The organism is Flavimobilis soli, from assembly GCF_002564025.1.
Classification (GTDB): Bacteria; Actinomycetota; Actinomycetes; order Actinomycetales; family Cellulomonadaceae; genus Flavimobilis; species Flavimobilis soli.
Genome location: NZ_PDJH01000001.1, coordinates 483424 through 509529 on the forward strand (window position 1 = coordinate 483424; position 26106 = coordinate 509529).

23 protein-coding genes, 1 tRNA gene and 1 pseudogene are annotated in these 26106 nt (G+C 72.9%); 6 read left to right on the forward strand and 19 right to left on the reverse strand.

Annotation, left to right across the window (positions count from 1 at the left end; genetic code table 11):
- Positions 1–7: 7 nt before the first annotated feature.
- From ATL41_RS02195 to ATL41_RS02235, 9 genes are all read right to left on the reverse strand, one after another.
- The gene (locus ATL41_RS02195) at positions 8–958 is read right to left on the reverse strand and encodes an FKBP-type peptidyl-prolyl cis-trans isomerase (protein ID WP_098457004.1); all 951 of its coding nucleotides are present in this window, start codon (positions 956–958) and stop codon (positions 8–10) included.
- A gap of 8 nt (positions 959–966) precedes the next feature.
- A complete protein-coding gene (gene pafA / locus ATL41_RS02200) occupies positions 967–2340 on the reverse strand; it encodes a Pup--protein ligase (protein ID WP_098457005.1) in 1374 nt (457 codons plus the stop codon).
- Positions 2337–3032, reverse strand: coding sequence for a proteasome subunit alpha (gene prcA, locus ATL41_RS02205; protein WP_098457006.1), 696 nt, complete (start codon positions 3030–3032; stop codon positions 2337–2339). The genes pafA and prcA overlap by 4 nt, the downstream gene beginning before the upstream one ends.
- On the reverse strand, positions 3029–3856 hold the full coding sequence (gene prcB, locus ATL41_RS02210) for a proteasome subunit beta (RefSeq protein WP_098457007.1): 828 nt from the start codon (positions 3854–3856) through the stop codon (positions 3029–3031). Before prcB ends, prcA begins: the two co-directional genes overlap by 4 nt.
- A gap of 7 nt (positions 3857–3863) precedes the next feature.
- Positions 3864–4055 (reverse strand): ubiquitin-like protein Pup, encoded by a 192-nt coding sequence (locus ATL41_RS02215; protein ID WP_098457008.1) that lies wholly within the window; start codon positions 4053–4055, stop codon positions 3864–3866.
- Positions 4056–4132: 77 nt separating this feature from the next.
- Positions 4133–5740: a depupylase/deamidase Dop gene (gene dop, locus ATL41_RS02220; protein WP_098457009.1), complete on the reverse strand. Its 1608-nt coding sequence runs from the start codon at positions 5738–5740 to the stop codon at positions 4133–4135.
- Positions 5741–5779: 39 nt separating this feature from the next.
- Positions 5780–7366 carry a proteasome ATPase gene (gene arc, locus ATL41_RS02225; RefSeq protein WP_245854864.1) on the reverse strand — a complete coding sequence of 529 codons (1587 nt, stop codon included), beginning with the start codon at positions 7364–7366 and terminating at the stop codon, positions 5780–5782.
- A gap of 139 nt (positions 7367–7505) precedes the next feature.
- Complete coding sequence (locus tag ATL41_RS02230; RefSeq protein ID WP_098457011.1) at positions 7506–8609, reverse strand: tRNA (adenine-N1)-methyltransferase; 1104 nt, start codon at positions 8607–8609, stop codon at positions 7506–7508.
- Between the two features lie 46 nt (positions 8610–8655).
- Positions 8656–9822: a site-2 protease family protein gene (locus tag ATL41_RS02235; RefSeq protein ID WP_098457012.1), complete on the reverse strand. Its 1167-nt coding sequence runs from the start codon at positions 9820–9822 to the stop codon at positions 8656–8658.
- 100 nt (positions 9823–9922) lie between these two features.
- Between ATL41_RS02235 and ATL41_RS02240 the strand changes: the two genes are divergently transcribed.
- Complete coding sequence (locus ATL41_RS02240; protein ID WP_281253852.1) at positions 9923–10834, forward strand: RecB family exonuclease; 912 nt, start codon at positions 9923–9925, stop codon at positions 10832–10834.
- A gap of 24 nt (positions 10835–10858) precedes the next feature.
- On the opposite strand, the gene ATL41_RS02245 is transcribed toward ATL41_RS02240, so the two are convergent.
- The gene (locus tag ATL41_RS02245) at positions 10859–11593 is read right to left on the reverse strand and encodes an HAD family hydrolase (protein ID WP_098457013.1); all 735 of its coding nucleotides are present in this window, start codon (positions 11591–11593) and stop codon (positions 10859–10861) included.
- A gap of 168 nt (positions 11594–11761) precedes the next feature.
- Between ATL41_RS02245 and ATL41_RS02250 the strand changes: the two are divergent.
- Together ATL41_RS02250 and ATL41_RS02255 are read left to right on the forward strand one after the other, a co-directional pair.
- Positions 11762–12562: pseudogene (locus tag ATL41_RS02250) on the forward strand (PAC2 family protein); the annotation flags it as partial.
- Positions 12563–12783: 221 nt separating this feature from the next.
- Positions 12784–13731 carry an LLM class F420-dependent oxidoreductase gene (locus tag ATL41_RS02255; protein WP_098457015.1) on the forward strand — a complete coding sequence of 316 codons (948 nt, stop codon included), beginning with the start codon at positions 12784–12786 and terminating at the stop codon, positions 13729–13731.
- A gap of 89 nt (positions 13732–13820) precedes the next feature.
- On the opposite strand, the gene mshC is transcribed toward ATL41_RS02255, so the two are convergent.
- Together mshC and ATL41_RS02265 are read right to left on the reverse strand one after the other, a co-directional pair.
- Entirely contained in the window at positions 13821–15101 is a 1281-nt protein-coding gene (gene mshC, locus ATL41_RS02260; RefSeq protein ID WP_098457016.1) for a cysteine--1-D-myo-inosityl 2-amino-2-deoxy-alpha-D-glucopyranoside ligase, read from the reverse strand.
- A 51-nt stretch (positions 15102–15152) separates the two neighbouring features.
- A complete protein-coding gene (locus tag ATL41_RS02265; RefSeq protein ID WP_098457017.1) occupies positions 15153–16016 on the reverse strand; it encodes an undecaprenyl-diphosphate phosphatase in 864 nt (287 codons plus the stop codon).
- Between the two features lie 137 nt (positions 16017–16153).
- Between ATL41_RS02265 and ATL41_RS02270 the strand changes: the two genes are divergently transcribed.
- Positions 16154–17116 carry an aldo/keto reductase gene (locus tag ATL41_RS02270; RefSeq protein ID WP_098457018.1) on the forward strand — a complete coding sequence of 321 codons (963 nt, stop codon included), beginning with the start codon at positions 16154–16156 and terminating at the stop codon, positions 17114–17116.
- A gap of 19 nt (positions 17117–17135) precedes the next feature.
- Here the strand turns inward: ATL41_RS02270 and ATL41_RS02275 are convergent, their stop codons facing one another.
- Positions 17136–17486 (reverse strand): primosomal protein, encoded by a 351-nt coding sequence (locus tag ATL41_RS02275; protein ID WP_098457019.1) that lies wholly within the window; start codon positions 17484–17486, stop codon positions 17136–17138.
- A gap of 93 nt (positions 17487–17579) precedes the next feature.
- Between ATL41_RS02275 and ATL41_RS02280 the strand changes: the two genes are divergently transcribed.
- The gene (locus tag ATL41_RS02280) at positions 17580–17816 is read left to right on the forward strand and encodes a DUF5703 family protein (protein WP_098457020.1); all 237 of its coding nucleotides are present in this window, start codon (positions 17580–17582) and stop codon (positions 17814–17816) included.
- A 39-nt stretch (positions 17817–17855) separates the two neighbouring features.
- On the opposite strand, the gene ATL41_RS02285 is transcribed toward ATL41_RS02280, so the two are convergent.
- From ATL41_RS02285 to ATL41_RS02295, 3 genes are read right to left on the reverse strand one after another with little or no spacing between them, the layout of a single operon-like run.
- Positions 17856–19199 carry a M20/M25/M40 family metallo-hydrolase gene (locus tag ATL41_RS02285; protein WP_098457021.1) on the reverse strand — a complete coding sequence of 448 codons (1344 nt, stop codon included), beginning with the start codon at positions 19197–19199 and terminating at the stop codon, positions 17856–17858.
- Between the two features lie 53 nt (positions 19200–19252).
- Positions 19253–21325, reverse strand: coding sequence for a M3 family metallopeptidase (locus ATL41_RS02290; RefSeq protein WP_098457022.1), 2073 nt, complete (start codon positions 21323–21325; stop codon positions 19253–19255).
- Between the two features lie 35 nt (positions 21326–21360).
- Positions 21361–23112, reverse strand: a complete 1752-nt coding sequence (locus tag ATL41_RS02295; protein ID WP_098457023.1) for a GAF domain-containing SpoIIE family protein phosphatase — start codon at positions 23110–23112, stop codon at positions 21361–21363.
- A gap of 239 nt (positions 23113–23351) precedes the next feature.
- Between ATL41_RS02295 and ATL41_RS02300 the strand changes: the two genes are divergently transcribed.
- Positions 23352–23436: transfer RNA gene (locus ATL41_RS02300), tRNA-Leu, on the forward strand.
- Positions 23437–23519: 83 nt separating this feature from the next.
- Here ATL41_RS02300 and ATL41_RS02305 read toward each other — a convergent pair.
- The 3 genes from ATL41_RS02305 to ATL41_RS02315 form a co-directional block, all read right to left on the reverse strand.
- Positions 23520–24746, reverse strand: coding sequence for an ADP-ribosylglycohydrolase family protein (locus ATL41_RS02305; RefSeq protein ID WP_143556552.1), 1227 nt, complete (start codon positions 24744–24746; stop codon positions 23520–23522).
- Positions 24747–24768: 22 nt separating this feature from the next.
- Positions 24769–25185: a spore germination protein GerW family protein gene (locus ATL41_RS02310; RefSeq protein WP_098457025.1), complete on the reverse strand. Its 417-nt coding sequence runs from the start codon at positions 25183–25185 to the stop codon at positions 24769–24771.
- Between the two features lie 238 nt (positions 25186–25423).
- Complete coding sequence (locus ATL41_RS02315) at positions 25424–26092, reverse strand: calcium-binding protein (protein ID WP_169924480.1); 669 nt, start codon at positions 26090–26092, stop codon at positions 25424–25426.
- Between the last annotated feature and the right edge of the window lie 14 nt (positions 26093–26106).

Consider the following 26106-nt stretch of genomic DNA (forward strand, 5'->3'; position numbering starts at 1 on the left):
TGTTCCCTCACTCGTCCTCGGACGACGGCTCGTCGCCGTCGGTCCCCTCGTCGCTCCCCTGCTCCCCGGTGTCCCCGGGCGCCGCAAGCGTACCGGCGTACAGGATGTCGACGACGAACACGACCGTCTCCTCGGCCCACGCGGAGTCCGTGCCGCCGTACGCCCATGCGGGCGGCGCGACGACGAGCACCTGGGAGCCGACCGTCTGCTCGATGAGCCCCTCGTCCCACGCCGCGACGGGGCGCGAGTCGCCGACGATCGTCGTGAACGGCGCCCTTCCCTCCGGCCACGTCGAGTCGATGACCTCGCCCGACGACCAGGCCACCGCGCTGTACTGCACGATGACCGTCTGACCGGGCTTCACCTGGTCGCCGACGCCCTTGACGAGCGGCTGCACGACGAGCTGCTCGGGCGGGCCCGAGTCCGGGAGCGTGACCGTCGGGGTGCCGTCGTCGTCGAGAGCGACGGACGGGAGCCCCTCGGGCACGTCGACATCGTCCCCGACCGCGCGGCCGGCGATGAGGTCCGCGACGAGGACGACAGGGGTCTCGTCCACCTCCTCGACGACGAGCACGCGGGCGCCCGCCTCGTGGCCCAGGAGCGCGTCGTGCAGGCGTCCCCCGAGCGAGTCGACCGTCACCTCGTGGACGCGCGGCAGCTCGTCGTACGTGTCGACGATCTGCGTGCCGTCCCGGCCGTCCTGCCCGAAGAGGTTCAGCAGGACGGTCGACCCCTCGACCGCCTTCGGGCCTTCGCCCTCCCACACGACCTCGACGTACGGCTCGGTCACGACGAGCGGCTTCGTGTACTCGAGCTGGGGGACGCCGCCGAACGCCCCCGAGACCGTCACGGTGCGGTCGGGTTCCTCGAGCGACGAGCACGCGACGAGGGACGCTGCGGCGAGCGAGGCGACGACGACGGTGGAGCAGGCGCGGCGCAGGGCACGCGGAACGAACACAGAACTCCTCACATGGACTCGATCAGACGCTCGACCCGCTCGTCGACGTTCACGAACGGGTCCTTGCACAGCACGGTCTTCTGCGCCTGGTCGTTGAGCTTGAGGTGGACCCAGTCCACCGTGTAGTCACGGCGCGCCTCCTGGGCGGCCTTGACGAAGTCGCCGCGCAGCTTCGCACGCGTCGTCTGCGGCGGGACCGACGTCGACTCGAGGATCTCGGCGTCGGTCGTCACGCGCTCGACGAGCCCGCGCTCGGCGAGGAGGTTGTAGAGCCCCTCGGTGCGGGAGATGTCGTGGTACGCGAGGTCGAGCCGCGCGACGCGCGGGTCGCCGAGGCTCAGCCCGTGCTTCGCGCGGTACCGTTCGATCAGCTTGTGCTTGATGACCCAGTCGAGCTCGCGCTCGACGGGCGTCATGTCGCCGTCGCGCAGCGCTGCGAGGCCGCGCGTCCACAGGTCGACGACCTTGCGGTCGGTCGCGGACGCTCCGTTCTCGTCGAGGTGGGCGACAACCTTCTCGAGGTACTCCTCCTGCAGGTCGATCGCGGTGACGACGCGACCGCTCGCGAGCTCGACCGGCGCGCGCCCGGACACGTCCGCACTGATCTCGCGGATCGACCTGATCGGGTTGTCGAGAGCGAGGTCGCGCAGCCGGGCCCCTGACTCGATCAGCCGCAGCACGAGGTCCGTCGCGCCGACCTTGAGCATCGTCGTCGTCTCCGACATCGACGAGTCACCGACGATCACGTGCAGTCGACGGAACTGCTCGGCGTCCGCGTGCGGCTCGTCGCGCGTGTTGATGATCGGGCGCGACCTGGTCGTCGCGCTCGAGACCGCCTCCCAAATGTGCTCGGCGCGCTGGGACAGGCAGAACTGCGCGCCCTGCGGCGTGTTGTGGATCTTGCCGGCTCCCGTGAGCACCTGCCGCGTGATGAGGAACGGGACGAGCAGGTCCGAGAGCTTCGCGAAGTCGCCCTTGCGCCGCACGAGGTAGTTCTCGTGGCAGCCGTACGAGTTGCCCGCGGAGTCGGTGTTGTTCTTGAACAGGTGGATCGTGCCCGAGCCGCCCTCGTCGGCCAGACGCTGCTGCGCGTCCTCGACGAGACCCTCGAGGATGCGCTCGCCACCGCGGTCGTACGTGACGAGCTGGCGCAGGTCGTCGCACTCCGCGGTCGCATACTCGGGGTGCGAGCCGACGTCGAGGTAGAGGCGGGAGCCGTTCGTGAGGAACACGTTCGAGGAGCGCCCCCACGCAACGACCTTGCGGAACAGGTGACGGGCGACCTCGTCGGCGCTCAGGCGGTCGTCGCCCGTCGTCGCGCACGTGACGCCATACTCGGTCTCGAGGCCGAAGATGCGGCGGGTGCTGGTCGCGTCGGTCATCGTGCGTCTCCCTCGATGAGCGTCGCGAGCTCGCTCGCGAGGATCCGCCGGAAGGCGCGACGCGGTCGGCGCCGGTCGAGCACGGCGACCTCGAGCTGGGCCGCCGCGACCTGGTCGCGGTCGTCGCCCTTCGCGAGGACGGCCGCCGCCAGCCACGTCACCTCGGCGAGGGTCATGCCCGGGCGCCAGCCGTCAGCGACGGCTGCGCCGAGCTCCTCGGCGTCCCCGCCCATGACGACGTGGTCGTGCTCGTCGGTCACAGACCCGTCGTAGGACAGGCGGTAGATCTGGTCGGTCGCGGACGACTCCCCGACCTCGGCGACGACGATCTCGACCTCGAGCGGCTTGGACTCGGTCGTGAAGACGGTGCCGAGCGTCTGGGCGTAGGCGTTCGCGAGGCCGCGCGCCTGGACGTCGCTGCGGTCGTACGAGTAGCCGCGCAGGTCCGCGTAGCGGACTCCGGCGACGCGCAGGTTCTCGAACTCGTTGTACTTGCCGACCGCGGCGAACGCGATGCGGTCGTAGATCTCCGAGATCTTGTGCAGCGCGCGCGACGGGTTCTCCGTCGCGAACGCGATGCCGTCGTCGTACCCGAGGACGACGACGCTGCGACCGCGCGCGATGCCCTTGCGCGCGAAGTCCGCCCGGTCCTTCATGAGCTGCTCGGGCGACACGTAGAACGGCATCGTCATGGCTGCATCTCCGTCCGTCGGGCGCGGCGGTCCGCGACGATCGCGGTCGTCGCGGCCTCGAGCTCCGCGTCGGTGACGCGTTCGTAGCCGGCCGCGGTCACGACCGCGACGACCGGCCAGATGTCGCGCAGCGAGTCAGGACCGCCGGTCGCCGAGTCGTCGTCGGCGGCGTCGAACAGCGCGCCCACGGCGGCGCGGACGGCGGCGTCACGCCCGAGGCCCCGCCGCCACTCCTTCTTGAGCGAGCCCCGCGCGAACATCGCGCCCGAGCCGACGGCGTGGAAGTCCTGCTCCTCGTAGCGGCCGCCCGTGACGTCGTACGAGAAGATCCGACCCGTGCCGCGGTCGGCGTCGTAGCCCGCGAACAGCGGCACGACGACGAGACCCTGCATCGCGAGGCCGAGGTTGCCGCGGATCATCGTCGCGAGGCGGTTCGCCTTCCCGTCGAGGGACAGGAGCGTCCCCTCGATCTTCTCGTAGTGCTCGAGCTCGAGCTGGAAGAGCCGTACGAGCTCGACCGCGAGGCCGGCCGTGCCGGCGATCCCGACCGCGGACAGCTCGTCCGCGGGGAAGACCTTCTCGATGTCGCGGCTCGCGATGTGCGAGCCCGCGGTCGCGCGGCGGTCGCCCGCCATGACGACGCCGCCGTCGAAGCGCAGCGCGACGATCGTCGTCGCGTGCGGCACGCCGGCGTCGTGCGGGACGCCGCCCTGCCGCGACCCGGGCAGCAGGTGCGGGGCGTGGTCGGCGAGGAAGTCGACGAACGACGACGAGCCCGGCCGCATGAAGGACGCCGGCAGTCCTCCCGTTGCGTCAGCGCTCATCGGCGGATCACTCGCCGCCCTTCTGGACGAACCCGCGGACGAAGGACTCGGCGTTCGTCTCGAGGACGTCGTCGATCTCGTCGAGGAGGGCGTCCACCTCCGCGTCGCGCGACTGCGCCGCGGGCGCTGCGGGCGGGGCCGGCTCGTTCTCCGGGGCTGCGTCGTCGTGGGACTGGTTGACACGTTCCTGACCGGCCATGACTCCTCCTTCGTCCAGGTGCTCCACTCCATCTAACCCCATCGCGGACGCGGCAGTGAGGCGCGACCGGGCAGCGGTCAGGAGGTCAGCTCGGCGAGGAATCCGACGACGTCGTGGGCGTGCGCCGCGAACAGCGGGCCGACGTGCGCCGCGGTGCCGCGGTGCGGGTCGAGCATCGACACGCGCTGGAGCGAGGCAGCGCCCGGCACGTCGAGGACGACCGCGTCCCAGCTCGCGGCGTTGACCGAGTCGGCGTAGTGCTCCATGACGCCGCCACGGAAGTACGCGCGGGTGTCGAGGGGTGCGTGCACGACGGCGCGCTCGACGGTCTCGTCGGCCGTCACCCTGTCGACGGCGCCCGCCGCGAGCAGCCGCTGGTACACGCCGCGCTCGGGACGCACGTCGCTCCACTGCAGGTCGAACGCCGCGAGCCGCGGGTGGTCCCACGCGAGGTTCTCGCGCTCGCGCATGCGCTCGAGGAGCCGGAGCTTCGCGACCCACTCGACGTCGCGCGCACACTCGGAGGTCGAACGGCCGAGCCGCGCGAGGACGTCCTCCCAGCGGTCGAGGACGTCGACTGTCTCCGCGTCGGCCGAGCCGAGGGCCCGGCACGCGTCACGGGCGACCGCGAGCAGCTCCGTCTGGATCTCGAGCGCGGTGCGGCGCTCGCCCGAGGCGAGAAGCAGCGGGACGGCGAGGTCGAGGTCGCGGCTCACGGTCGCGACGTCGGGCACCGGGTCCGCGAGCCGCAGCGCGTCGAGGCGGGCTGCGGCCCCCGGGAGACGCTCGAGGTTCTCGAGGACGAACAGCATGAGGCTCGTCGTGCCGAGCTTGAGGTAGGTCGCCGTCTCGAGGAGGTTGGCGTCACCGATGATCAGGTGCAGACGTCGCCAGCGGGCGCGGTCGGCGTGCGGCTCGTCGCGCGTGTTGACGATCGGGCGCCGCAGCGTCGTCTCGAGGCCGACCTCGGCCTCCATGTAGTCCGCGCGCTGGGAGAGCTGGAACCCCGCCTCCTGCCCCGTCTGGCCGAGGCCGACGCGGCCCGAGCCGCTGAACACCTGGCGCGTCACGAGAAAGCTCGTGAGCAGGTCCGTGATCGTCGAGAACGGCACGGCACGGTCGACGAGGTAGTTCTCGTGCGTGCCGTAGCTCGCACCCTTGCCGTCGACGTTGTTCTTGTAGAGCACGACGTCGACACCGACCTTGGCGAGCTCGCGCGCCGCGGCGCGCACGACGCGCTCACCCGCGACGTCCCACACGACGCCGTCGTGCGGCGACATGACCTCGGGCGACGAGTACTCGGGGTGCGCGTGGTCGACGTACAGGCGCGCCCCGTTCGTGAGGATGACGTTCGCCGCGCTCGGGTCGTCGTACTCCGGCACGCTCGGGCGCTCGACCGGGACCGACTGCACGGCCGCGTCGCCGGCGTCCGGGTCCGGGTACGCGGGTCCGCTCGGGGCGGGACGCGACGGGTCGTCCGTGAGCAGGGACGGGTGCGCGGCGGCCCGGTCGAGGCGGAAGCCACGTGCGTCCGCGAGCGGGTCCTCGTCGCCGTAGTCCCAGCGCGCCGGCCGGCGCTGCGCCGACAGCGCCCGGTACGCGTTGACGACCTGCGACGACATGAGCATCGCGTTCGCCCTCGGGTTGCCCGGCGTCACGACGCCGTACTCCGTCTCGATGCCCATCACACGCCGCACTGTCACGGCGCCAGCCTAGCCGCGCCGCTACAGGTACTGACCTGTCGAGCCGACCGTGTCGATCGTGCGGCTCGCGCTGCTCCCCTGCTTGACGTCCTGGACGATCGTCCGGATGAAGACGATGCGCTCGCCCTTCTTGCCGGAGATGCGCGCCCAGTCGTCCGGGTTCGTCGTGTTGGGCAGGTCCTCGTTCTCCTTGAACTCCTCGGCACACGCCTGCAGCAGGTGGTCGACGCGCAGGCCGCGGGCGCCGGTCGACAGGAAGTCCTTGATCGCGTGCTTCTTCGCGCGGTCGACGACGTTCTGGATCATCGCGCCGGAGGCGAAGTCCTTGAAGAACAGCACCTCCTTGTCGCCGCTCGCGTAGGTGACCTCGAGGAAGCGGTTCGAGTCGTCCTCGGAGTACATGCGCTCGACCGTGCGCTGGATCATCGCGTCGACCGCCGCGGTCGCGTCGCCGCCGTGCTCGGCGAGGTCGTCCGCGTGGACCGGCAGGTCGGGCGTGAGGTACTTCGCGAAGATCTCGCGCGCACCCTCGGCGTCGGGCCGCTCGATCTTGATCTTCACGTCGAGGCGGCCGGGCCGCAGGATCGCGGGGTCGATCATGTCCTCGCGGTTCGACGCACCGATGACGATGACGTTGTCGAGGCGCTCGACGCCGTCGATCTCCGCGAGGAGCTGCGGCACGATCGTCGTCTCGACGTCGGAGGACAGGCCAGTGCCGCGCGTGCGGAACAGCGACTCCATCTCGTCGAAGAACACGACGACGGGCGTACCGTCGGACGCCTTCTCGCGGGCCCGCGCGAAGATCGAGCGGATGTGCCGCTCCGTCTCGCCGACGTACTTGTTGAGCAGCTCGGGACCCTTGATGTTGAGGAAGAAGCTGCGCATCTGTGAGCTCGACCCGTCGCGCGCCGCGACCATGCGGGCGAGCGAGCTCGCGACCGCCTTCGCGATGAGCGTCTTGCCGCAGCCGGGCGGGCCGTACAGCAGCACACCCTTCGGCGGGCGCAGGCCGTGCTCGCGGAAGAGGTCGGCGTGGTTGAAGGGCAGCTCGATCGCGTCGCGGATCTGCTCGATCTGCGGGCCCAGACCACCGATGTCCTCGTACGCGATGTCGGGGACCTCCTCGAGCACGAGCTCGGAGACCTCGCTGCGCGGTACGACCTCGTAGACGAAGCCGCTGCGCGAGTCGGCCACGAGGAGGTCGCCGACGCGCACGCGCGTCCCGTCGAGGGAGCCCGCGAGCCGCACGACCCGCTCGTCGTCGGAGCGGCCGACGACGAGGACGCGCTCCTCGTCGAGCTGCTCCTTGACGGTGACCGTCTCCCCGACGGGCTCGTACCCGCCCGCCTCGATGACGACCATCGCCTCGTTGAGCCGCAGCTCCTGGCCCGGCCGCAGCTTCGCCACGGCCACGGTCGGGCTGACCGCGAGGTGCATCTTGCGGCCCGAGTACAGGACGTCGACCGTCGTGTCGTCGCGCGCCGCGAGGAACGTCGCGTAGCCGCCCGGTGGGCGCGCGAGGTCGTCGAGCTGGTCGCGCAGCGTGACGATCTGGTTCCGCGCCGCGGTGAGCGCCTCCACGAGGCGCTCGTTGCGCGCAGCGAGCATGGTCAGACGCGGGTCCTCGGCGCTCGCGTCGCCGTGCGGGTCGGACGGTCCGTGGCTCGCGTCGTGGCTCATGGTCGCCTCCTCGTCACGGCGCGGCCGGACGGCCGCGCTCGACCTTCGTCACCTCGACCCTACGCGTCTACGCCTCGGGGTTCGCGGCCTGTCCCACATCCCGGCGGACGCGTCGCACCTTCTTGTCGGAGACGGTGCGCTCGCCGAGGTCCTCGGGCGTCCACTCCTCGGTCGTCGGGTAGTTGCCCTTCGACGGGCGACGGCGGCGCACGGGAGCCTCGACGCCGTCGGCCATGCGGCGCGCGGTGAGGAGGAAGCCGGTGTGGCCGACCATGCGGTGGTTCGGACGGACGGCGAGACCCTCGAGGTGCCAGCCGCGCACCATGGTCTCCCAGGCCTCGGGCTCGGCGAAGCCGCCGTGGTCGCGCAGGTCCTCGGCGAGCCGGGACAGCTGGGTCGTCGTCGCGACGTAGCAGACGAGGACACCGCCCGGCGTGAGCGCCGTCGCCGTGACGTCGAGGTTCTCCCACGGGGCGAGCATGTCGAGCACGATGCGGTCGACCGTGCCGGGCTCGGTCACCTGGGGCAGGACGTCCGCGAGGTCGCCGCAGCTGAGCGACCACGCGGGGTGCGGACCGCCGAAGAACGACTCGACGTTGCCGCGGGCGATCGCGGCGAAGTCCTCGCGCCGCTCGATCGAGTGGACCGAGCCGGAGTCACCGACGGCGCGCAGCAGCGACAGCGTGAGGGCGCCGGAGCCGACGCCCGCCTCGATCACGCGCGCGCCCGGGAAGATGTCGGCCATCGCGACGATCTGGCCCGCGTCCTTCGGGTACACGACGGCGGCGCCGCGCGGCATGGAGAGGGTGTAGTCGCTCAGCAGGGGGCGCAGCGCGAGGTACTCGATGCCGGAGGTGGTCCGCACGACGCAACCCTCGGGCTGGCCGATGATGTCGTCGTGGCGGAAGTAGCCGCGGTGCGTGTGGAAGGTCGCGTTCTCCTGGAGCGCGATCGTGTGGAGCTTGCCCTTCGGGTCCGTGAGCTGGACGCGCTCGCCGACGCGGAACGGGCCGCGTCGTACGGCGGCGCCGGTCGCCTCGGGTCGAGGCTCGGACGTCGGGCGGACGAGCGCCCTGACCGCGGGCGGAGCGTCGTCGCGCGCGGCGGCGTCGGCCGACGTGTCGGGGGCGGGCGTGGGGCTGCTCGGCGCAGCGGGCTGGCTCTGGGTCACGAGGGGCAAGTCTAGGTCGTGCGCGGCCCTGCTGGCCCGCGCGGGCTCAGCGCCGCTCGAGCGCCGCGACGACGTCGGGCACGTGGACGGTGCCGACGACGACACGACCGCGCGTCGCGACCATGACGGGCGCGACGCTCGCGGCGCGGACCGCTGCGAAGAGCTCCGCGCCCTCGAGCGCGACGTCGACCGTCGGCGCGGGCGCGAGCGTCGTGGCCGCCGTCAGCGCCTCGAGGTCGTGGAGCTCGGCGGGGACGGCGCGCAGCGCCTCCCCCGTCGCGTAGGCGACCGCACGGCCCGCCGGATCGACGAGCACGACGCCGTCGACCTCCTCGCGCTCGACCACCGCGAGCGCGGCCGCGACCGTCGCCGAGACGGGTGCGGCGACTGCGGGCCGCACGAAGTCGGAGGCGCGCAGGCGGAGGACGCGCTCCGCACGCTGGGCGGAGGCGACCCCGGCGTCGGCCCCGCGCCACAGGGTCATCGCGATGATGACGGCCAGGATCGCGAGGACGGGGTCGGGGCCGCCGCGGCCCTCGACGAAGGGCCGCAGGACGAGCTGGAGGACGACGACGATCGCGAGCGCGCGACCGAGGAACGCAGCGACGCGGGTGCCGGCATGGCGGCGCCCTGTCGCCCACCACACCGCGGACTCGAGGATCATGCCGCCGTCGAGCGGCAGCGAGGGCAGCAGGTTGAACGCCCCGACGAGGAGGTTCGCCCACGCGCCCGAGTACAGCAGCAGGAGCGTGACGAGGTGCGGGACCCCCGTCACGGGGCCGTCGAGCGCGAGGTAGCCGAGCCACAGCGCACCCGCGAGGACGAGGTTGGTCGCAGGTCCGGACGCCGCGACGACGAGGTGGCTGCGCGGCGTCGCGTCACGCGCCTCGAAGGAGGTGTGCCCGCCCCAGACGGACAGGACGACGACGTCGACGCGGTGGCCGCTGCGACGCGCCGTCCAGGCGTGCGCGAGCTCGTGGAGCAGGACGGAGCCGAACAGCACGACGACCATCGCCGCGCACACGACGACCACGAGGCGCGAGAGGGAACCGGTGTCGGCGGCGAGGCTCGGCAGGAGCGCGAGGTTGGCACGGGCGGTCGGCGCGTACAGGAAGGCGACGACGGCGGCGCCGACGACCCAGCTGGGTGCGACGACGACGGGCGTGGCGCTCAGGCTCGCGACGACGACGCCCTGGGGGTGCCTGCTGCCCACGCGCCACCTCCGGCCCGGGGCTGGGGTGCGTGCGTCGGCATGGTCCACAGGGACAGCCTAGGGTGACGGCGATGTCGGTCCCCCCGCCTACCCTGGACGGGTGACCGAACAGATCCTGGCTGCCGTCCCTGCCGTTCCCGCCGCCGCCCCCGGGGTTGCGACGGACGGCGGTGCGCCCGGCGAGCCGGGCAGGCCGCGGCGCGCTCCTGCGCTCTCGCCGTCGCGCACGAACGACTACGTCCAGTGCCCGCTGCTGTTCCGGTTCCGGACGGTCGACCGGCTCCCCGAGCCGCCGAGCCAGGCCGCAGCGCGCGGCACGCTCGTGCACGCGGTGCTCGAGGACCTGTTCGACGCTCCCGCGGGTGAGCGCACCGCCGCGGCCGCGCACTCGCTCGTGCCCGGGGCGTGGGACCGCCTGCTGCAGGAGCGGCCCGAGTACTCGACGATGTTCGCCGACGCGGACGAGGCGCAGCGGTGGCTCGGCACGGCCGGCTCCCTGATCGACACGTACTTCACGCTCGAGGACCCGAACCGGCTCGAGCCTCGCGCCCGCGAGCTCCTCGTCGAGGTCGAGCTCGAGGACGGGCCGCGGCTGCGGGGCATCGTCGACCGCGTCGACGTCGCGCCCGACGGCGCGGTGCGGATCGTCGACTACAAGACGGGCAAGGCGCCCCGGCCCCAGTACGGCGGGTCGGCGGCGTTCCAGATGCGGTTCTACGGTCTCGTCGTGTGGCGCACGCGCGAGACGCTGCCCGCGATGCTGCAGCTCATGTACCTCGGTGACGGGCAGGTGCTCCGCTCGGCCCCGACGACCGGCGACCTCGAACGCACCGAGACGCGCATCCGCTCCGTGTGGTCGTCGATCGTGCGGGACGCGGAGGCGGAGGACTTCCGCCCGAGCAGGTCGCGCCTGTGCGACTGGTGCGCGCACCGGTCGCTGTGCCCCGCGTTCGGCGGTCAGGTCCCCGAGATCCCCGAAGGGGCGATCCGTCTCAACCTCGGTCTGGCCTGAGCGCTCCCGCCTGGGCGGAGCGCGTCAGCCGTCGGCCAGCAGGTCGAAGGTCTCCCCCGCGGCGACGGCCGCGATCATCGACAGGTCGACGGGCTCGAGGTTCGGCACCCGGCTGAGGTCCGCGCGCTGCGGCAGCGGCAGGACCGACTGCACGCCCACGACCCGGGCGCCCGACGCGGTCGCGGACGCGAGCCCGGGCGGCGAGTCCTCGAACGCGACGCAGGACGCAGGGTCGACGCCGAGGCGCGCGGCGGCGACGAGGTACGGCTCCGGGTCCGGCTTGCCGCGGGTCACCTGGTCACCCGTCACGACGGCGGCGAACGTCCCGGCCGGGACGGCCGCCACGAGACGCTCACCGAGCACCTGGTAGGACATCGTCACGAGCGCGCACGGCACGCCCGCCTCGCGCAGCCGCTCGAGGACCTCCCGCGCGCCGGGGCGCCACGGCATCTCGCGCGACATCTCGTCGCTCACGGAGGCGACGAGGCGCTCGACGATCTCCGCGCGCTCGAGCCGGACACCGCCACGCTCCTGGAGCACGCGAGCCGCCGCGAGCAGGTCCGAGCCGACGAGCGAGAGCGCGTCCTCGTGGGTCCACGTCCCGCCGGACTCGACGACGAGGGCCGTCTCCGCGGCGATCCAGTAGGGCTCGGTGTCGATCAGCGTGCCGTCCATGTCCCACAGGACGGCGGCGGGCAGCGCGCGCCCCGACACGGGGTCGACGGGGGCGCACGTCTGCTGGGAGAAGGAAGAAGGCATGCCTCCATCGTGCCCCATCCGACGAGCCTGTCCGTCCGGACGCAATAGGCTGGAGAGATGGACGAACCGATCCTCCCGGAACTCCCCGACGACCTCGGTGACCTGACGCCCGCGATCGACGGCTCGCCTGCCAGCGAGAACACGACCGGCCCCGACCACGGGGCCGTGATGATCGCCGCGTTCGAGGGCTGGAACGATGCCGGCAGCGCGGCGACCTCCGCCGTCCTGCACCTCACGGAGGTGCTCGGCGGCCACAAGGTCGACGAGCTCGACCCGGAGGACTACCACGACTTCCAGGTCAACCGTCCCGTCGTGTCGACCGACGACGACGGGCGGCGCGTGCTGACGTGGCCGACGACGACGGTCAGCGTCGCCGAGCTCGACGGCCGCCGCTTCGTGCTCGTGCACGGTATCGAGCCGTCGATGCGGTGGCGCACCTACTGCAAGGAGCTGCTCGGCATCGCCACGAGGCTCGGTGTCCGCACGGTCATCACCGTCGGGGGTCTGCTCGCCGACGTCCCGCACACCCGGCCCATCCCGGTCTCGGCGACGTCCGAGGACCCGGCGGTGCAGGCGCTCCTCGGCGTCGAGCAGAGCTCGTACGAGGGCCCTACCGGGATCGTCGGGGTGCTCCAGCACTCCGCCCAGGAGGGTGGGATGCGCGCGCTGTCCCTGTGGGCGGCCGTGCCGCACTACGTCGCGCACCCGCCTTCGCCCAAGGCCACGCTCGCGCTCGTCGTGAAGCTCGAGGACCTGATCGGCGTCCACGTGCCGCTCGGCGACCTCGTCGACGACGCGCGAGCCTGGGAGCACGGCGTCGACGAGCTCGCCGAGGAGGACGAGGAGATCGCCCAGTACGTCGCGCAGCTCGAGCAGGCGAAGGACACGGTCGAGCTGCCCGAGGCGTCAGGAGAGGCGATCGCGCGCGAGTTCGAGCGCTACCTGCGCCGCCGCGAGCGCGGCGACCAGCCTGGCGAGGCTCGGCGTGGACGGCCGGGGTCGAAGGACGGCGGCGGGCACGCGGGGACGCCCCGCGGGAACGTCGCCGGCCCCTCCTCCCCGGACACCGAAGTGCCGGCCGCGCCCGAGGCGGACGGACCGGACGAGCCGGGCGCCGACGGGCGCGAGGACGCAGGCCCGGAGGCCTGACCGGCGACGGCGCGCACGCTGGCCGTGCGAGGCTTGGTGACATGGACTTCCGCATCTTCACCGAACCTCAGCAGGGCGCGTCGTACGACGACCAGCTCGCGGTGGCCCGCGCCGCCGAGGACCTGGGCTTCGACGCCTTCTTCCGTTCTGACCACTACCTGCGCATGGGCGACGGCTCCGGCCTGCCCGGACCGACGGACTCGTGGACGACCCTCGCCGGTCTCGCCCGCGAGACGAGCACGATCCGCCTCGGGACGCTCGTGACGTCCGCCACGTTCCGCCACCCGGGCGTCCTGGCGATCCAGGTCGCGCAGGTCGACCAGATGTCCGGCGGGCGTGTCGAGCTCGGCCTCGGTGCCGGCTGGTTCACGCGGGAGCACGAGGCGTACGGGATCCCCTTCCCGGCCAAGCGGTTCGGGATGCTCACCGAGCAGCTCGAGATCCTCACCGGCCTGTGGGGCACGCCGCTCGACGAGACGTTCTCGCACGAGGGTGAGGTCTACACGCTCGAGGACTCCCCCGCGCTGCCCAAGCCGGTCCAGCACGACCCGCTGCACCCCGGGCGCGCGGGCGTGCCGATCATCATCGGTGGTGGCGGCCCGTCGAAGACGCCGGCGCTCGCCGCGCGCTTCGCGACCGAGTACAACCAGGCGTTCCCCGCGAAGGACACGATCCGTGAGCGGTTCGACGTCGTGAACGCGGCGTGCGAGGCCGCTGGCCGCGACGTGTCCACCCTCAAGCGCTCGGCTGCGCTCGTCCTGTGCGTCGGCACCGACGAGGCTCAGGTGCGCTCCCGTGCCGCGGCGATCGGCCGCGAGCCCGAGGAGCTGCGGCGCAACGGTGTCGCCGGGACGGTGAGCGAGGCCGTCGCGACGATCGGTGCCCTGCGCGAGTCGGGCGTCGAGCGCCTCTACCTGCAGGTCCTGGACCTGCACGACCTCGACCACCTCGAGCTCGTCGCGTCGCAGATCATCCCGCAGGTCGGCTGACCCGCACGCAGAGCGGGGCCGGGCTGTGCCCGGCCCCGCTCAGTCGTCTGCAGGCCCCGGCGAGCGGTGCCGCTCCGGCACGTCCGACGTCAGATCCGCACGCCCAGGAGCGCGTTGACACCACGGGCGATCACGCCGGGCGCACCCTCGTGGACGACGACGTCGTCACGGCTCGACTCCGTCACCGCACGCTCGGCCCACGCGTCGACGGCACGCAGCGCGGTCGGGGCGTCGAGATCGTCACGCAGGGCCGCACGCATCGCCGCGAGCGTCGTCGCAGCCTCGGGACCTCCGTTGCCCGACACGGCCTCACGCCAGCGCGCGAGGCGCATCTGTGCGCGCACGAGGTCGTCGTCGAACCACTCCCACTCCGAGCGGTAGTGGTGGTCGAGGAGCGCGAGCCGGATCGCCATCGGGTCGACGCCCTGCTCGAGCAGGCGCGACACGAGCACGAGGTTGCCGCGGGACTTGCTCATCTTCTCGCCCTGGTAGGAGACGAGGCCGACGTGCAGGTGCGCCGTCGCGCGCTCGCCGTCCGCGAGGAGGCGCAGGTGCGACGTGCTCATCTCGTGGTGCGGGAACAGCAGGTCGACGCCGCCGCCCTGCACGTGGAACCCGCTGCCGAGCCCCTGGCGGGCGATCACGGCGCACTCGACGTGCCAGCCCGGCCGGCCGGTGCCGAGGCTCCCGCCGTCCCATGCCGGCTCGCCCGGGCGCTCCCGTCGCCACAGCAGCGGGTCGAGCGGGTCGCGCTTCCCGACGCGCTCCGGGTCGCCGCCACGCTCGCGGAACAGCGCGGTCATCTCATCGCGGTCGAGCCGCGCGACGTCACCGAAGGACGGGTCGACGCTCACGTCGGCATACACGTCGCCCAGGTCAGGCTGGTCCCCGCCCGCGCCCGGCTCGTTCGGGACGCGGTACGCGGCGCCCGCCGCGACGAGCCGCTCGACGGCGTCGACGACCTGCGGGACCGTCTCGACGGCACCGAGGTACACGTCCGGCGGGACGACGCCGAGCGCCGTCATGTCGGCGGCGAACAGGGCGATCTGGTCGCGCGCCAGGTCGCGCCAGTCCACGCCCGTCGCGTTCGCGCGCTCGAGCAGCGGGTCGTCGACGTCGGTCACGTTCGACACGTAGGTGACCGTGCGACCGGCGTCGAGCCAGGCACGCACGAGCAGGTCGAACGAGACGTAGGTCGCGGCGTGGCCGATGTGCGTCGCGTCGTACGGCGTGATGCCGCAGACGTACAGGCCGGCGCTGTCGCCCGGCACGGGCTGGACACGCTCGCCGGTCGACGAGTCGACGAGCGACGGCATCACGCCGTCGGCGTCGGGGAGGACAGGGATCTGCGGTCTGGGCCAGGCGTGCACCGCCCCAGCCTAGCGGGCGAGCGGCGCCCGGCCGCTCGCCACGGGCGGCTGCTAGGCGACGCCGTTCGCCGTCACGACACCTGCGCCGAGCAGGATCACGACGACCACGGCGAGAGCCAGGCGGTAGACGACGAACGGCAGGTAGGAACGCGTCGACACGAGCTTGAGGAACCAGATGATGACGACGTAGCCGACGACGAACGCCGTCACGGTCGCGACGAGGATCGGCAGGAGCCCCGGCGTGCCCGGCGTCCCGAGCTCGTCGAACGAGCTGACGAGCTTGTAGAAGCCCGAGCCGAGCACCGCGGGGATCGCCAGGAGGAACGAGTAGCGGGCGGCCGCCTCACGGGTGTATCCGAGCAGGCGCCCCATGGTGATCGTCCCGCCCGAGCGCGAGACGCCCGGGACGAGGGCCATCGCCTGCGCGATGCCGAACAGGACCGCGTGGCGGGGGCCGATCGTGTCGAGGGTCCGCTCCTGCCGCGCGAAGCGGTCGGCGACGCCCAGCAGGACGCCGAACACCGCGAGCGTGAGCGCGGTGAGGTAGAGGTTGCGGAACGTCTCGTCGATCGCGTCCTCGAGGAACAGCCCGCCGACGACGATCGGCACGGAGCCGAGCGCGATCCACCACGCCATGCGCGCGTCCGGGTCGCCCGCGCCGAGGCGCTCCCGCCAGCCGGTGCCGTGCGCGCCCGTCAGCGCGCGCCACCACGCGACGCAGATCCGGACGATGTCCTTGCGGAAGTACATGACGACCGCGAGCTCGGTGCCGATCTGCGTGATCGCGGTGAACGCGGCGCCCGGGTCGGACGACATCAGCTCGCCGACGATGCGCAGGTGCGCCGACGACGAGATCGGCAAGAACTCGGTGAGGCCCTGGACGAGGCCGAGGACGATCGCTTCCCAGACATTCACAAGCGGACACTCTACGGGTCGGCCCGGACGGGGCGACCGGCCGGGCCCGGGTGTCCCGTGCGGATCATGTGGCGACCGCGTGCCGACGCCGCCGCGCCTGCGCCGACCCGGCCCGTCCCGCCAGGTAACCTGCCCGCATGGAGCTGCGGCAGCTGGGCACGACCGGGATGCGCGTCTCCGAGCTCGGGCTCGGGACGATGACATGGGGGCGGGACACCGACGAGATCGACGCGGCGGAGCAGTTCCGGGACTTCCTCGACGCGGGCGGCACTCTCATTGACACGTCGGCGTCGTACGCCGACGGCGCGAGTGAGGAGGTCGTCGGCAGCCTGCTGACCGAGGTGCGCCGCGAGGACGTCGTCATCTGCACCAAGGCCGGCGTCCGCTCGACGTCCCGCGGGAACATGCTCGACGCGTCCCGGGGCGCGGTCCTCGGATCGCTCGACGCCTCGCTGCAGCGTCTCGGGACCGACCACGTCGACCTCTTCCTCGTGCAGAACCCCGACCCGCGCACCCCGCTCGAGGAGACGCTCTCGGCGCTGCAGCGAGCCGTCGACTCGGGCCGCGCACGCTACGTGGGCCTCTCGAACCACGCGGCCTGGCAGCAGGCCCGCGCCGCGACCCTCCTCGAGCAGGCCGGCCTCGAGCTCGCGGCCGTCGAGATGGAGTACTCGCTGCTCGAGCGCGGCGTCGAGCGCGAGGTCGTGCCCGCGGCTCTCGCCCTCGGGTCAGGCCTCGTCGCATGGTCGCCGCTCGGGCGCGGTGTACTGACCGGCAAGTACCGGCGCACGATCCCCGCCGACTCGCGGGCGGCGTCGACCCATCTGTCGGGGTTCGTGCAGCCGTACCTCGACCAGGAGTCGAGCGCGATCGTCGAGGCCGTCGCGATCGCTGCCGAGGGCCTCGGCCGCTCGGTGCTCGAGGTGTCCCTCGCGTGGCTGCGGGCCCGCCCCGGCGTCTCGAGCGCCCTCGTCGGTGCCCGCACGCCGGGTCAGCTCCGCACGTCGCTCGCTGCTCTCGATCTCGAGCTGCCACCGGAGGTCGGCGCCGCGCTCGACGAGGTCAGCGCCCCGGCGACCGGCTACCCCGAGCGCCGCTGACCAGGCGCTCGCGGACAGGTCACCGCTCGCGCTTCGCGAGCTCCTCGACCTCGTCCTCGGACAGTCCCTCGAGCTCGTCGTCGTCGAGGTCGTCCTCGTCGATGTCGTCCAGGTCCTCGTCGTCGAGGTCGTCCTCGTCGTCCTCGTCATCGTCGTCGTCCTCGTCGTCCTCCTCGGCGACGTAGAACGGGAGCGCCTCGCCGTACGTCGAGGCGATCGCCTCGTCGTAGACGTCGAAGGCGTCCGCGAGGACGTAGTACGCCTCGTCGACCGCAGGGTCGTCATCCCCACGACGGCCGACGATCGCGCTCAGGTGGGCCTCGAAGGCGGCGACGAGACGGTCAAGTGCAGCGCGTGGTTCGACGGTCATGGCAGCAACGGTATCCCTCTCGCGTGCACAATGGCAGTCGGCGGGTCGTCCCGCCGCTGTCCGACCGAACCGCCGACCGGGAGGAACTGCCCGATGACCGCTCGCTCCGACCGCCGCACGCCTGTCCCCCGCCACGGGGAGTACGAGTACCGCACCGTGTCGATCGCGCGCGACGTCTCGCGCCACGACGCCGCCCGCATGCTCGCGGAAGAGGCCGAGTACGGCAGGTGGGAGCTCGCGACGTCGAGCCTCTACGTCGGTGGGGAGCGTCGGGTCATGCTGCGGCGTCGGATCATCCGGGCGCGCAACACGCTGGGCATCTTCGACTGAGACGCCCGGCGCCGGGAAGGGCCGCGCCCGCCAGGCCCGTCAGCCCTGGGCGAGCAGCCGGTCGAGGACCCGGACGCCGAAGCGCAGGGCGCTGACGGGCACACGCTCGTCGACGCCGTGGAACATCCCCGCGAAGTCGAGCTCGGGCGGCAGCTGCAGCGGCGCGAAGCCGTAGCCCGTGATGCCGAGGCGCGCGAGCGACTTGTTGTCGGTGCCGGCGGAGAGCATGTAGGGCAGCACGACGGCGCCCGGGTCCTCGGCGAGGACTGCGTCGACCATGCGGTCCACGAGCGCGCCGGTGATCGGCGCCTCGAGGCCGATGTCCTCGTGGATCGTCTCGATCCGCACGTGCGGGCCGGCGAGGTCCTCGAGGACGGCCCGCATCGAGTCCCGCTCAGCAGGGAGGAAGCGCGTGTCGAGCACCGCGGTCGCGGTGCCCGGCACGACGTTGGCCTTGTACCCGGCGTCGAGCTGGGTCGGGGTCGCGGTGTTGCGCAGCGTCGCGCCCACGAAGCGGCTCGTCGAACCGAGGGCCGCGACGAGCTCGTCGATCACGTGCGGGTCTTCGACGTCGTAGCGCAGGCCCGTGAGGTCGGCGACGCCGCGCAGGAGCGCCTGGACGGTAGGCGTGAGCGTGAGCGGCCACGGGTGCGCCGCGATCCGTGCGACGGCGCCGGCGAGGTGCGCGACGGCGTTGTCGGGGTTGATCTGCGAGCCGTGCCCGGCGCGACCGTCTGCGACGAGCCGCAGCCAGCCGAGCCCCTTCTCGGCGGTCTGCAGGAGGTACGCGCGCCGTCCGCCGAGCTCGACCGAGAAACCGCCGACCTCGCTGATCGCCTCGGTCGCCCCCTCGAACAGCTCGGGGCGGTTGTCGACCGCCCACCCCGCGCCCAACGGGCCGCCCGCCTCCTCGTCCGCGAAGAACGCGAGCACGACGTCACGCGCAGGCTTGCGTCCCTCGCGCACCATCTGTCGCACGACCGCGAGGATCATCGCGTCCATGTCCTTCATGTCGACGGCGCCGCGACCCCACAGCATGCCGTCGATCTCCTCCCCCGAGAACGGGTCGACCGTCCAGTCGGGCGCGTGCGCGGGCACGACGTCGGTGTGGCCGTGCAGCACGAGCGCGGGGCGCGTGGGGTCGGCGCCCTCGAGGCGCGCGACGACGCTCGCCCGCCGGGGTGCGGACTCGAAGAACGTCGTCTCGAGGCCGACCTCCTCGAGGAGCCCCTGGACGTACTCGGCCGCCGTGCGCTCGCCAGGCCCCGAGCCGTCGCCGTAGTTCGACGTGTCGATGCGCAGCAGCTCACGGCAGATCGTCACCACCTCGTCCTCGGCCTGAGGGACGACGGAGGGGGCGGCGGGGACGTGCTGGGAGGTCATGCGCCCCACGCTACCGGGCGCGGGCGACCGCGGCGGGAACCGTCCGGGAGCCGTCAGGCGAGGCCGCGCCGGGCGAGCAGCGCGGCCGGCGACGCGGGTCGCCCGCGGAGCCGCTCGAACGCGACCATCGGTTCGACGCAGCCCCCGACGGCGAGGAGCTCGCGTCGGAAGACCTCTCCCGTCTCGCGGCCCAGCCCGCCGTTCTCGTGGAACCACTCGACGAGGTCCGCACCGAGCACCTCGGACCAGAGGTAGGCGTAGTAGGCCGCGTCGTAGCCACCGCCGAAGACGTGCGCGAAGTACGTCGAGCGGTAGCGCGGCGGCACGCACGGCACGTCGAGGCCGACGGCGGCGAGCGCTGCCTGCTCGAACCGCTCGACGTCGCGCGCCCCGCCCGGGAGCGCCGCCTCGAGCTCGCTCTCCGTCATCGAGTGCCAGGCGAGATCGAGGAACGTCGCAGCGAGCATCTCCGTCGTCGCGACGCCCTGACCGTGCTGCTGCGCGCGGCGCAGCCGGTCGATCATGTCGTCCGGGAGCGGCACGCCGCTCGCGTGGTGCACCGCATAGCGGCGCAGCAGCGCCGGGTCCCACGCCCACGTCTCGTTGACCTGCGAGGGAACCTCCACGACGTCCTGCGGCACCTCCGTCCCGGACTGCGACGGGCGGCGCACGTCGGAGAGCAGCGCGTGGAGCGCGTGCCCCGCCTCGTGGAACGCCGTGACGACGTCGTCCCAGGTCATGAGCGTCGGCTGGCCGGGCGCAGGCCGGGCGACGTTGAGCACGGTGAGGACGACCGGTCGCGCGCCTGTCAGGTGCGACTGGTCGACGAGGGTCGTGCACCACGCGCCGCCCTGCTTGGTCGGGCGCGCGAGGAAGTCGCCGAGGAACAGCCCGAGCCCGGTCCCGTCGTCGTGCTTCACCTCCCAGACGCGCACCTCGGGGTGGTAGCCCTGCAGGTCGGGGCGCGCGTGGAACGTGAGGCCGTAGAGCGCGGTCGCCGCCGCGAACACGCCGTGCTCGAGGACGCGGTCGAGCTCGAGGTAAGGACGCAGCACGGCGTCGTCGATCGCGTACCGCGCGAGCCGCAGCCGTTGGGTCGCCCACGTGACGTCCCACGGCGCGACGGGGCCGTCGGCGGCATCGAGCACCTCCTGCACGGCCTCGAGCTCGGTCTGGGCGTTCGCGACCGCACGGGGGACGAGCGGGGCGAGCAGCTCCCGGACGCGGTCCGGCGTGCCGGCCGTCACGACCTGCGTGACGTACGTCGCGTGGTCACGGAACCCGAGCAGCGCGGCCCGGCGGGAGCGCAACCGTGCGATCTCGACGACGAGCGGGCGGGTGTCGTGCTGACCCGAGGCGCCGCGGGTCGTCGCGGCGCGGTGCACCTCCTCGCGAAGCCCGCGGTCCGCGAGCCTCGCCTGCACCTCCTGCTGCGTCGGCGAGCCGAGCTCGAGGAGGTAGCCCTCAAGACCCGCGTCCTCGGCCGCGGCGCGGGCGGACGCAACCTCGTCCTCGGTCAGGCCGACGAGCCGGGCCGGGTCCGAGACGCGCACGCCGGCGGCGTTCGACGCCGCGACGACCGCCCGCGAGAACGCCGACTCGAGCTCGGCGAGCCGCGCGTTGATGCGTCGGAGCTCGTCGCGCTGCTCGGTCGGCAGGTCCGCGCCGGACCGTCGGACGTCGCGCAACCGCTCGTCGAGCAGCCGCCGTCCTGCCGCGTCGATCTCGACCTCGCCCCGCGCCACGCGGTCGCCGAGCTCGACGAGCCGCACGTGGACGCCCGCGTGCATCGCCATCGCGTCGTCGTGCGCGGAGAGCTCGGCGGTGAGCTCGTCCTCGAGGTCTTCGAGCTCCGGGCTCGGGTCCGCGTCGAGGAGCGTCGACATGACGGTGAGCGCCCGGTCGAGCAGGTCGCCCGTCGCCTCGAGGGCGTCGAGCACGTTCTCGACCGTCGCGGGCGTCGTCTCGGCGGCGATCGCCTCGACCTCGGCGACCTCCTGGGCGATGCCGACGCGCACCGCGGCAGCGATGTGCTCGACGCGGGTGCGCGCGAAGTCGGGCAGGCCGTACGGCAGGCTCGACGGAGCCGCGAACGGGTTGTCAGGGTCGAGGCTCGGCGCTGTCACCGGGACAGTCTGACACCGCCCTCACCCGCTCAGCGTCAGACGAGCCGGACCGCCAGGACGGCGACGTCGTCGCGCTCGCTCGCCGCGCCCATGCGCTCGACCATGTCCGCGACGAGGTGCTCGAGCGGCGCCTGCGCGAGGTCGGACAAGATCTCCGCGAGCTGCAGGAGCGAGCTCGCCATCGGGCGGCCGCGTCGCTCGACGAGACCGTCGGTGAACAGCAGCATCGTCGCCCCGTGCTCGAGGACGTGCTCGTGGTCGGCGCGCGTCGCACCCGGCGCGACGCCGAGCATCAGGTCGGAGCGGCCGTCGAGCACCTTGACGTCGCCCTCGGGCCCGACGACGACGGGCGAGAGGTGCCCGGCGCTCGACCACACGACGCGGGCGGGGCCGCCCTCGACGAAGGGCGGCGTGACCTGCGCGACGGCGGCGGTCGCCATCGTTCGCGTCGACAGGCGGAGGTTCGCGTCGTCGAGCCGGTTGAGCAGCCGCGACGGCGCCTCGAGCGCGTCGGCGACGAAACCGCGCAGCATGGACCGCAGGTTGCCCATCTGGGCGGCTGCAGCGATGTTGTGCCCGACGACGTCGCCGATGATCAGCGTCGTCGCGCCGTGCACGTGGATCGCGTCGTACCAGTCACCGCCGGCCTGCTCGCCGCGGCTCGCAGGGATGTACCGCGCGGCGAGCTCGAGGCCGGGGACCTCGGGCAGCTTCGTGAGCAGCGCGGACTGGAGCGTGTAGGCGACGGCAGCGCGGGCAGCGAGCAGCTCGGCACGCTCGAGCGCGCGTGCGACGTACGTCGTCACCGCGCGCTTCATGCGCTGGGTCTGCGGCGTCGTGACGTGCTCGTCCGACCAACCGAGCCACAGCCACCCGTCGAGCGGCGCGTCGTCGGCCCGCTCGACACGGAACGGCAGGTAGACCTCGCCGTCCACGTTCGCGGACGTGTGCCCCGACAGGTGCGGGTACTCCTGGACGAGCTCGGCGCGCGTCGGGTAGAAGCGCGCCTGGCCGTCCGCCACGGAGTGCGGACCCGGGTGGTCCGCCGCAGGCTGCAGCTCCGAGTACTCCATCGGGAGGTCCTCGGGGAGGTGCGAGCCCTCGACAGCGTCGAAGCGGCCGTCGACCTGGACGACCACCGCGCTGTACGCGGTGTCGAGCTGCGCGCTCGCGAGCTCGGTCACGACCCGCGCGACGTCCTGGGCCGTCGCGGTCGCACCGAGCCCCTCGCTGAAGGTGAGGAGCACGCGGTTGATGCGGTCGACCGTGCTCGCGCTGCGCTCGGCCGTGCTGAGGCGCTCGAGGATCTCGCGCGCGACGACGCGGGCGGAGCAGACGGCGGCAAGCTCGGTGAGGCGGGCGACCGTCGTGTTGTCGAAGTCGCGCGGCTCGCGCGACATGATGCTCAACGCGCCGACGACGTGCCCGTGGACGTCACGCACCGGGACCCCGGCGTACGAGCGGAAGCCCCAGTACTGGGCCCACCCGCGTCGCGCCAGGTTCTCGTCGGCCTCGGCGTCGTTGACGACCTGGGGTGCGGCGGTGCGCACCACGGCGTCGGTCATCGCGGCCTCGACGGTGACCTCGCGCGTCGTGGCGAGCGACTCCCTCAGGCCGTAGAGGCCAGGGAGCGCATAGCCAGCAGGGGTCTCGAGCGCCACGACGCCCGCGTCCGCACCCGAGACGGAAGCAGCGATCGCCGCGATGCGGTCGAGCTCTTCGTCGGCGAGCACCCTGGGGGCACCGGCCTCCGTCGGCTCGCGGAGGCTCCGCTCGTCGGTCATCATCCGACCATTGTCCACGATGCACAGTCCCAGGTCGACGGTGCCCCGCCGGGGACCTGGCAGATCGCTGAGCACGCCCTGAAGGATCACGGACGCCGCCCACCTGCCCGGGCGCTCGTCGCCGCTCGGGCCGCCAATCGGGTGTCGGGAGGCCCGTGTTCCTGCCGATGTGAACTTCGGGCTCCAGCCGTGCTATGTTTCTTCCCGCAGCCAGACGGGCCAAGGCCCAGAAGGTTCCACTCGTCCGGGTGGCGGAATGGCAGACGCGCTAGCTTGAGGTGCTAGTGCCCTTTATCGGGCGTGGGGGTTCAAGTCCCCCTCCGGACACCGCAGAAGGCCCAGGATCCACGGATCCTGGGCCTTCGTCGTTCCCGGGACGAACGCGAGGCAGCACGTGTCGTACGTCACGTTCACCCGGCTTCCCCGCCCTCCGCCTCGGCCTGGTCGAGGCCCGCGAGGCGCGACACCGCGCGCTCGTGGCTTGCGAGCACGGCCTGCTTCGCAAGCCTCGCCAGGTCGGCGCCGCTGCGCCCCAGCCGGCCGTGGATCAGGTCCCCCCAGTCGTCCGGCAGCGCCGACGCGCCGTAGTGCGCCCCGGCGAGCGCGCCCGTGACCCAGCCCGTCGTCGCCGTGTCGCCGCCGGCCCGGACCGCTGCCACGAGCGCCCGCTCGAGGTGCGTGCCGCCCCGGTCGTTCGCCGTCGACACGATCGCCGCCCACGCGACCTGGACGGCCTCGACCGCGAGACCGTCGTTCTCGAACAAGGTCGGCGACGCGCTCGCCGCCTCCGCGACGTGGTCCTCCCAGCGCCTGCGCAGGTGCCCAGGCACGTGCGTGAGGCTGTCGTCGAGCGGGGCCGGGCCGTCGAGGATCACCGATCGGACCGAGTGCGCCCACAGCATCGCGGGAGCGAGGGCCTCCGGGCTGCCGTGGAGAGTCGTGACCAGCATCTTGACCGCCCGCGTGAGGCGGGGCGCGTCCTCGGGCCCGAGGAAGCCGAGCGCCGCGGCCGCAGCAGGCACGATGCAGGCGCTCGTGACGGGTCCGCGCTCGCGCTCGTGCCGACGCCGCGCGTTGCGTCGGGCGCACTGCGCGGCAGGCAGCCCGGGCGACCTCTCGAGCTGTTCTGAGACGAGACGCAGCACGGCCGTCGTCGCAGGGTCGAGCGGCTGGCCGCCGTGCAGCACGTCGAGCCACGACATGACGATCGTGTCCTGCTCGCGGCTGTCGAGGACGTCACCGCCGCGCGCGAGCACCTCGAGGACGGGGGTCGCGAGCTCCGTCGCCCCGCTCCACTCCCCCGGCTCCTCGCCGGACGACGCGATCATCGTCACAGGGGCGGTCGGCCCGAGCGGTCCGCTGCCGACGTACCCCGCGCCGAGCGCGTCACCGGCCGACGCCGCGACGACGGCTCCGACAGCACGCCGCAGCTGTGCCTCTGTCGGCGCAGGCACGGGCGGCGGCGGTGCGAGGTCGACCGGGCCGGCGTCGTCCGGCACCGGTCCCGGCTCGAGATCGACGAGACCGCCGTCGTCCGGGTCCGAGACAGGTTCGGCGATCACCGGGAGCGCGTCGTCGCCCACGTCGCGTCGCCTGCGACGCAGGCGGGCCGCGACCTTCGATCCCAGCACCCTCACCGTCCGTGCGCCTTCGTCCTCGTCACCGACGGCGGGCGCGCAGGGCGGCGATCGCCGCGAGCGCCACGACGACGGACGTCACCTGTCCGGCGAGGATCACACGGTTGAGGTCGAGGGCGGGGCGCCACGTGACCGCGCCCCCGCTGACGACGTACGCACCGACGGGACGGACGCGGACGCCGAAGCCGCCCCCGCCGCCGGAGGCTTCCGCCGAGCGGGCCGTGCTCGCGCCGTCGTTGGTGGCCGTCGAGCCTCTGCGAGGGCGGTCTGGCGCGGAGCCGCCGCCGTGCCCGTGTCCTTGCCCGCCACCGCCGAGAACCTTCGCGACAGGAATCACGGTCGCGCCGTCGACCTGGTACGGCTCGCCGAACGCGCGGCGGACCGTGAGCGCGTCACTCGCCGCCTCCACCGCAGGGGTCACCTCGTCGTCGTTCGCCATGGATCGCTCCTCCGGTTGTCCGTCCGCCCTCTCATCCTGACGCACCGACAGCCTGAGGTCGACGAGGGTCCGTCCCTTGTGCCACGGGACAGCACGAGGCCGGAGCGACCCCTCGGTCGTCCCGGCCCCGTGGTCCATGGCCCTGTGCTTCACATCCGGTGCTTCACATCCGGCGCTTCGTGCCCCGGTACTTCGTGGTCCCGTCGCGCTTCGTGGCTCGTCAGTCGTCGAAGGCTCGTCAGTCGTCGAAGCCGTGCGCACGCTCCCAGCGGTCCTCGACGCGGTCCGGGGCGTGGCGCCGGTAGACCGTGTCCTTGCCCTTGCCGCCGGACAGGCGGTCAGCGCCGAGCCCACCCTCGATGAGGTCCTGGCCGCTCTTGCCCCAGATCTTGTCCTTGCCCGCCTCACCCTCGAGGTGGTCCGACCCGGAGCCGCCGGAGATGCGGTCGTTGCCGGAGCCACCCTCGATCTGGTCGTTGCCAGCGCCGCCCCAGATCTTGTCGGCACCGCGGCCGCCGTCGATCTCGTCCCAGCCGGAGCCGCCGTAGAGCTTGTCCTTGCCGGACTCCCCGTCGATCTCGTCGTGGCCGGCGCCGCCGAAGATGGTGTCGTTGCCGGCGCCGCCCTCGATCTCGTCGTCGCCGCTGTTGCCGCAGATGACATCGTTGCCGCCGCGGCCGTCGATCTCGTCGTCGCCGGCGAGCCCGACGATGATGTCGCTTCCCGCGGTCCCGACGATCTCGTCGTCGCCGGACGTGCCGACGATCGTTGCGGGCAGCCCGTGGCAGGTGGGCACCTTCGCGGCGGTCGGTGTCGCGGCCTGCGCCGGGAGGGCGAGGAGCGCGGACGCTGACGCCGTCATGAGCGCGACGACTCCTGCTGCGACCTTGTGCTGGCGAGCTGTCATGGTGTTCCTCTCGT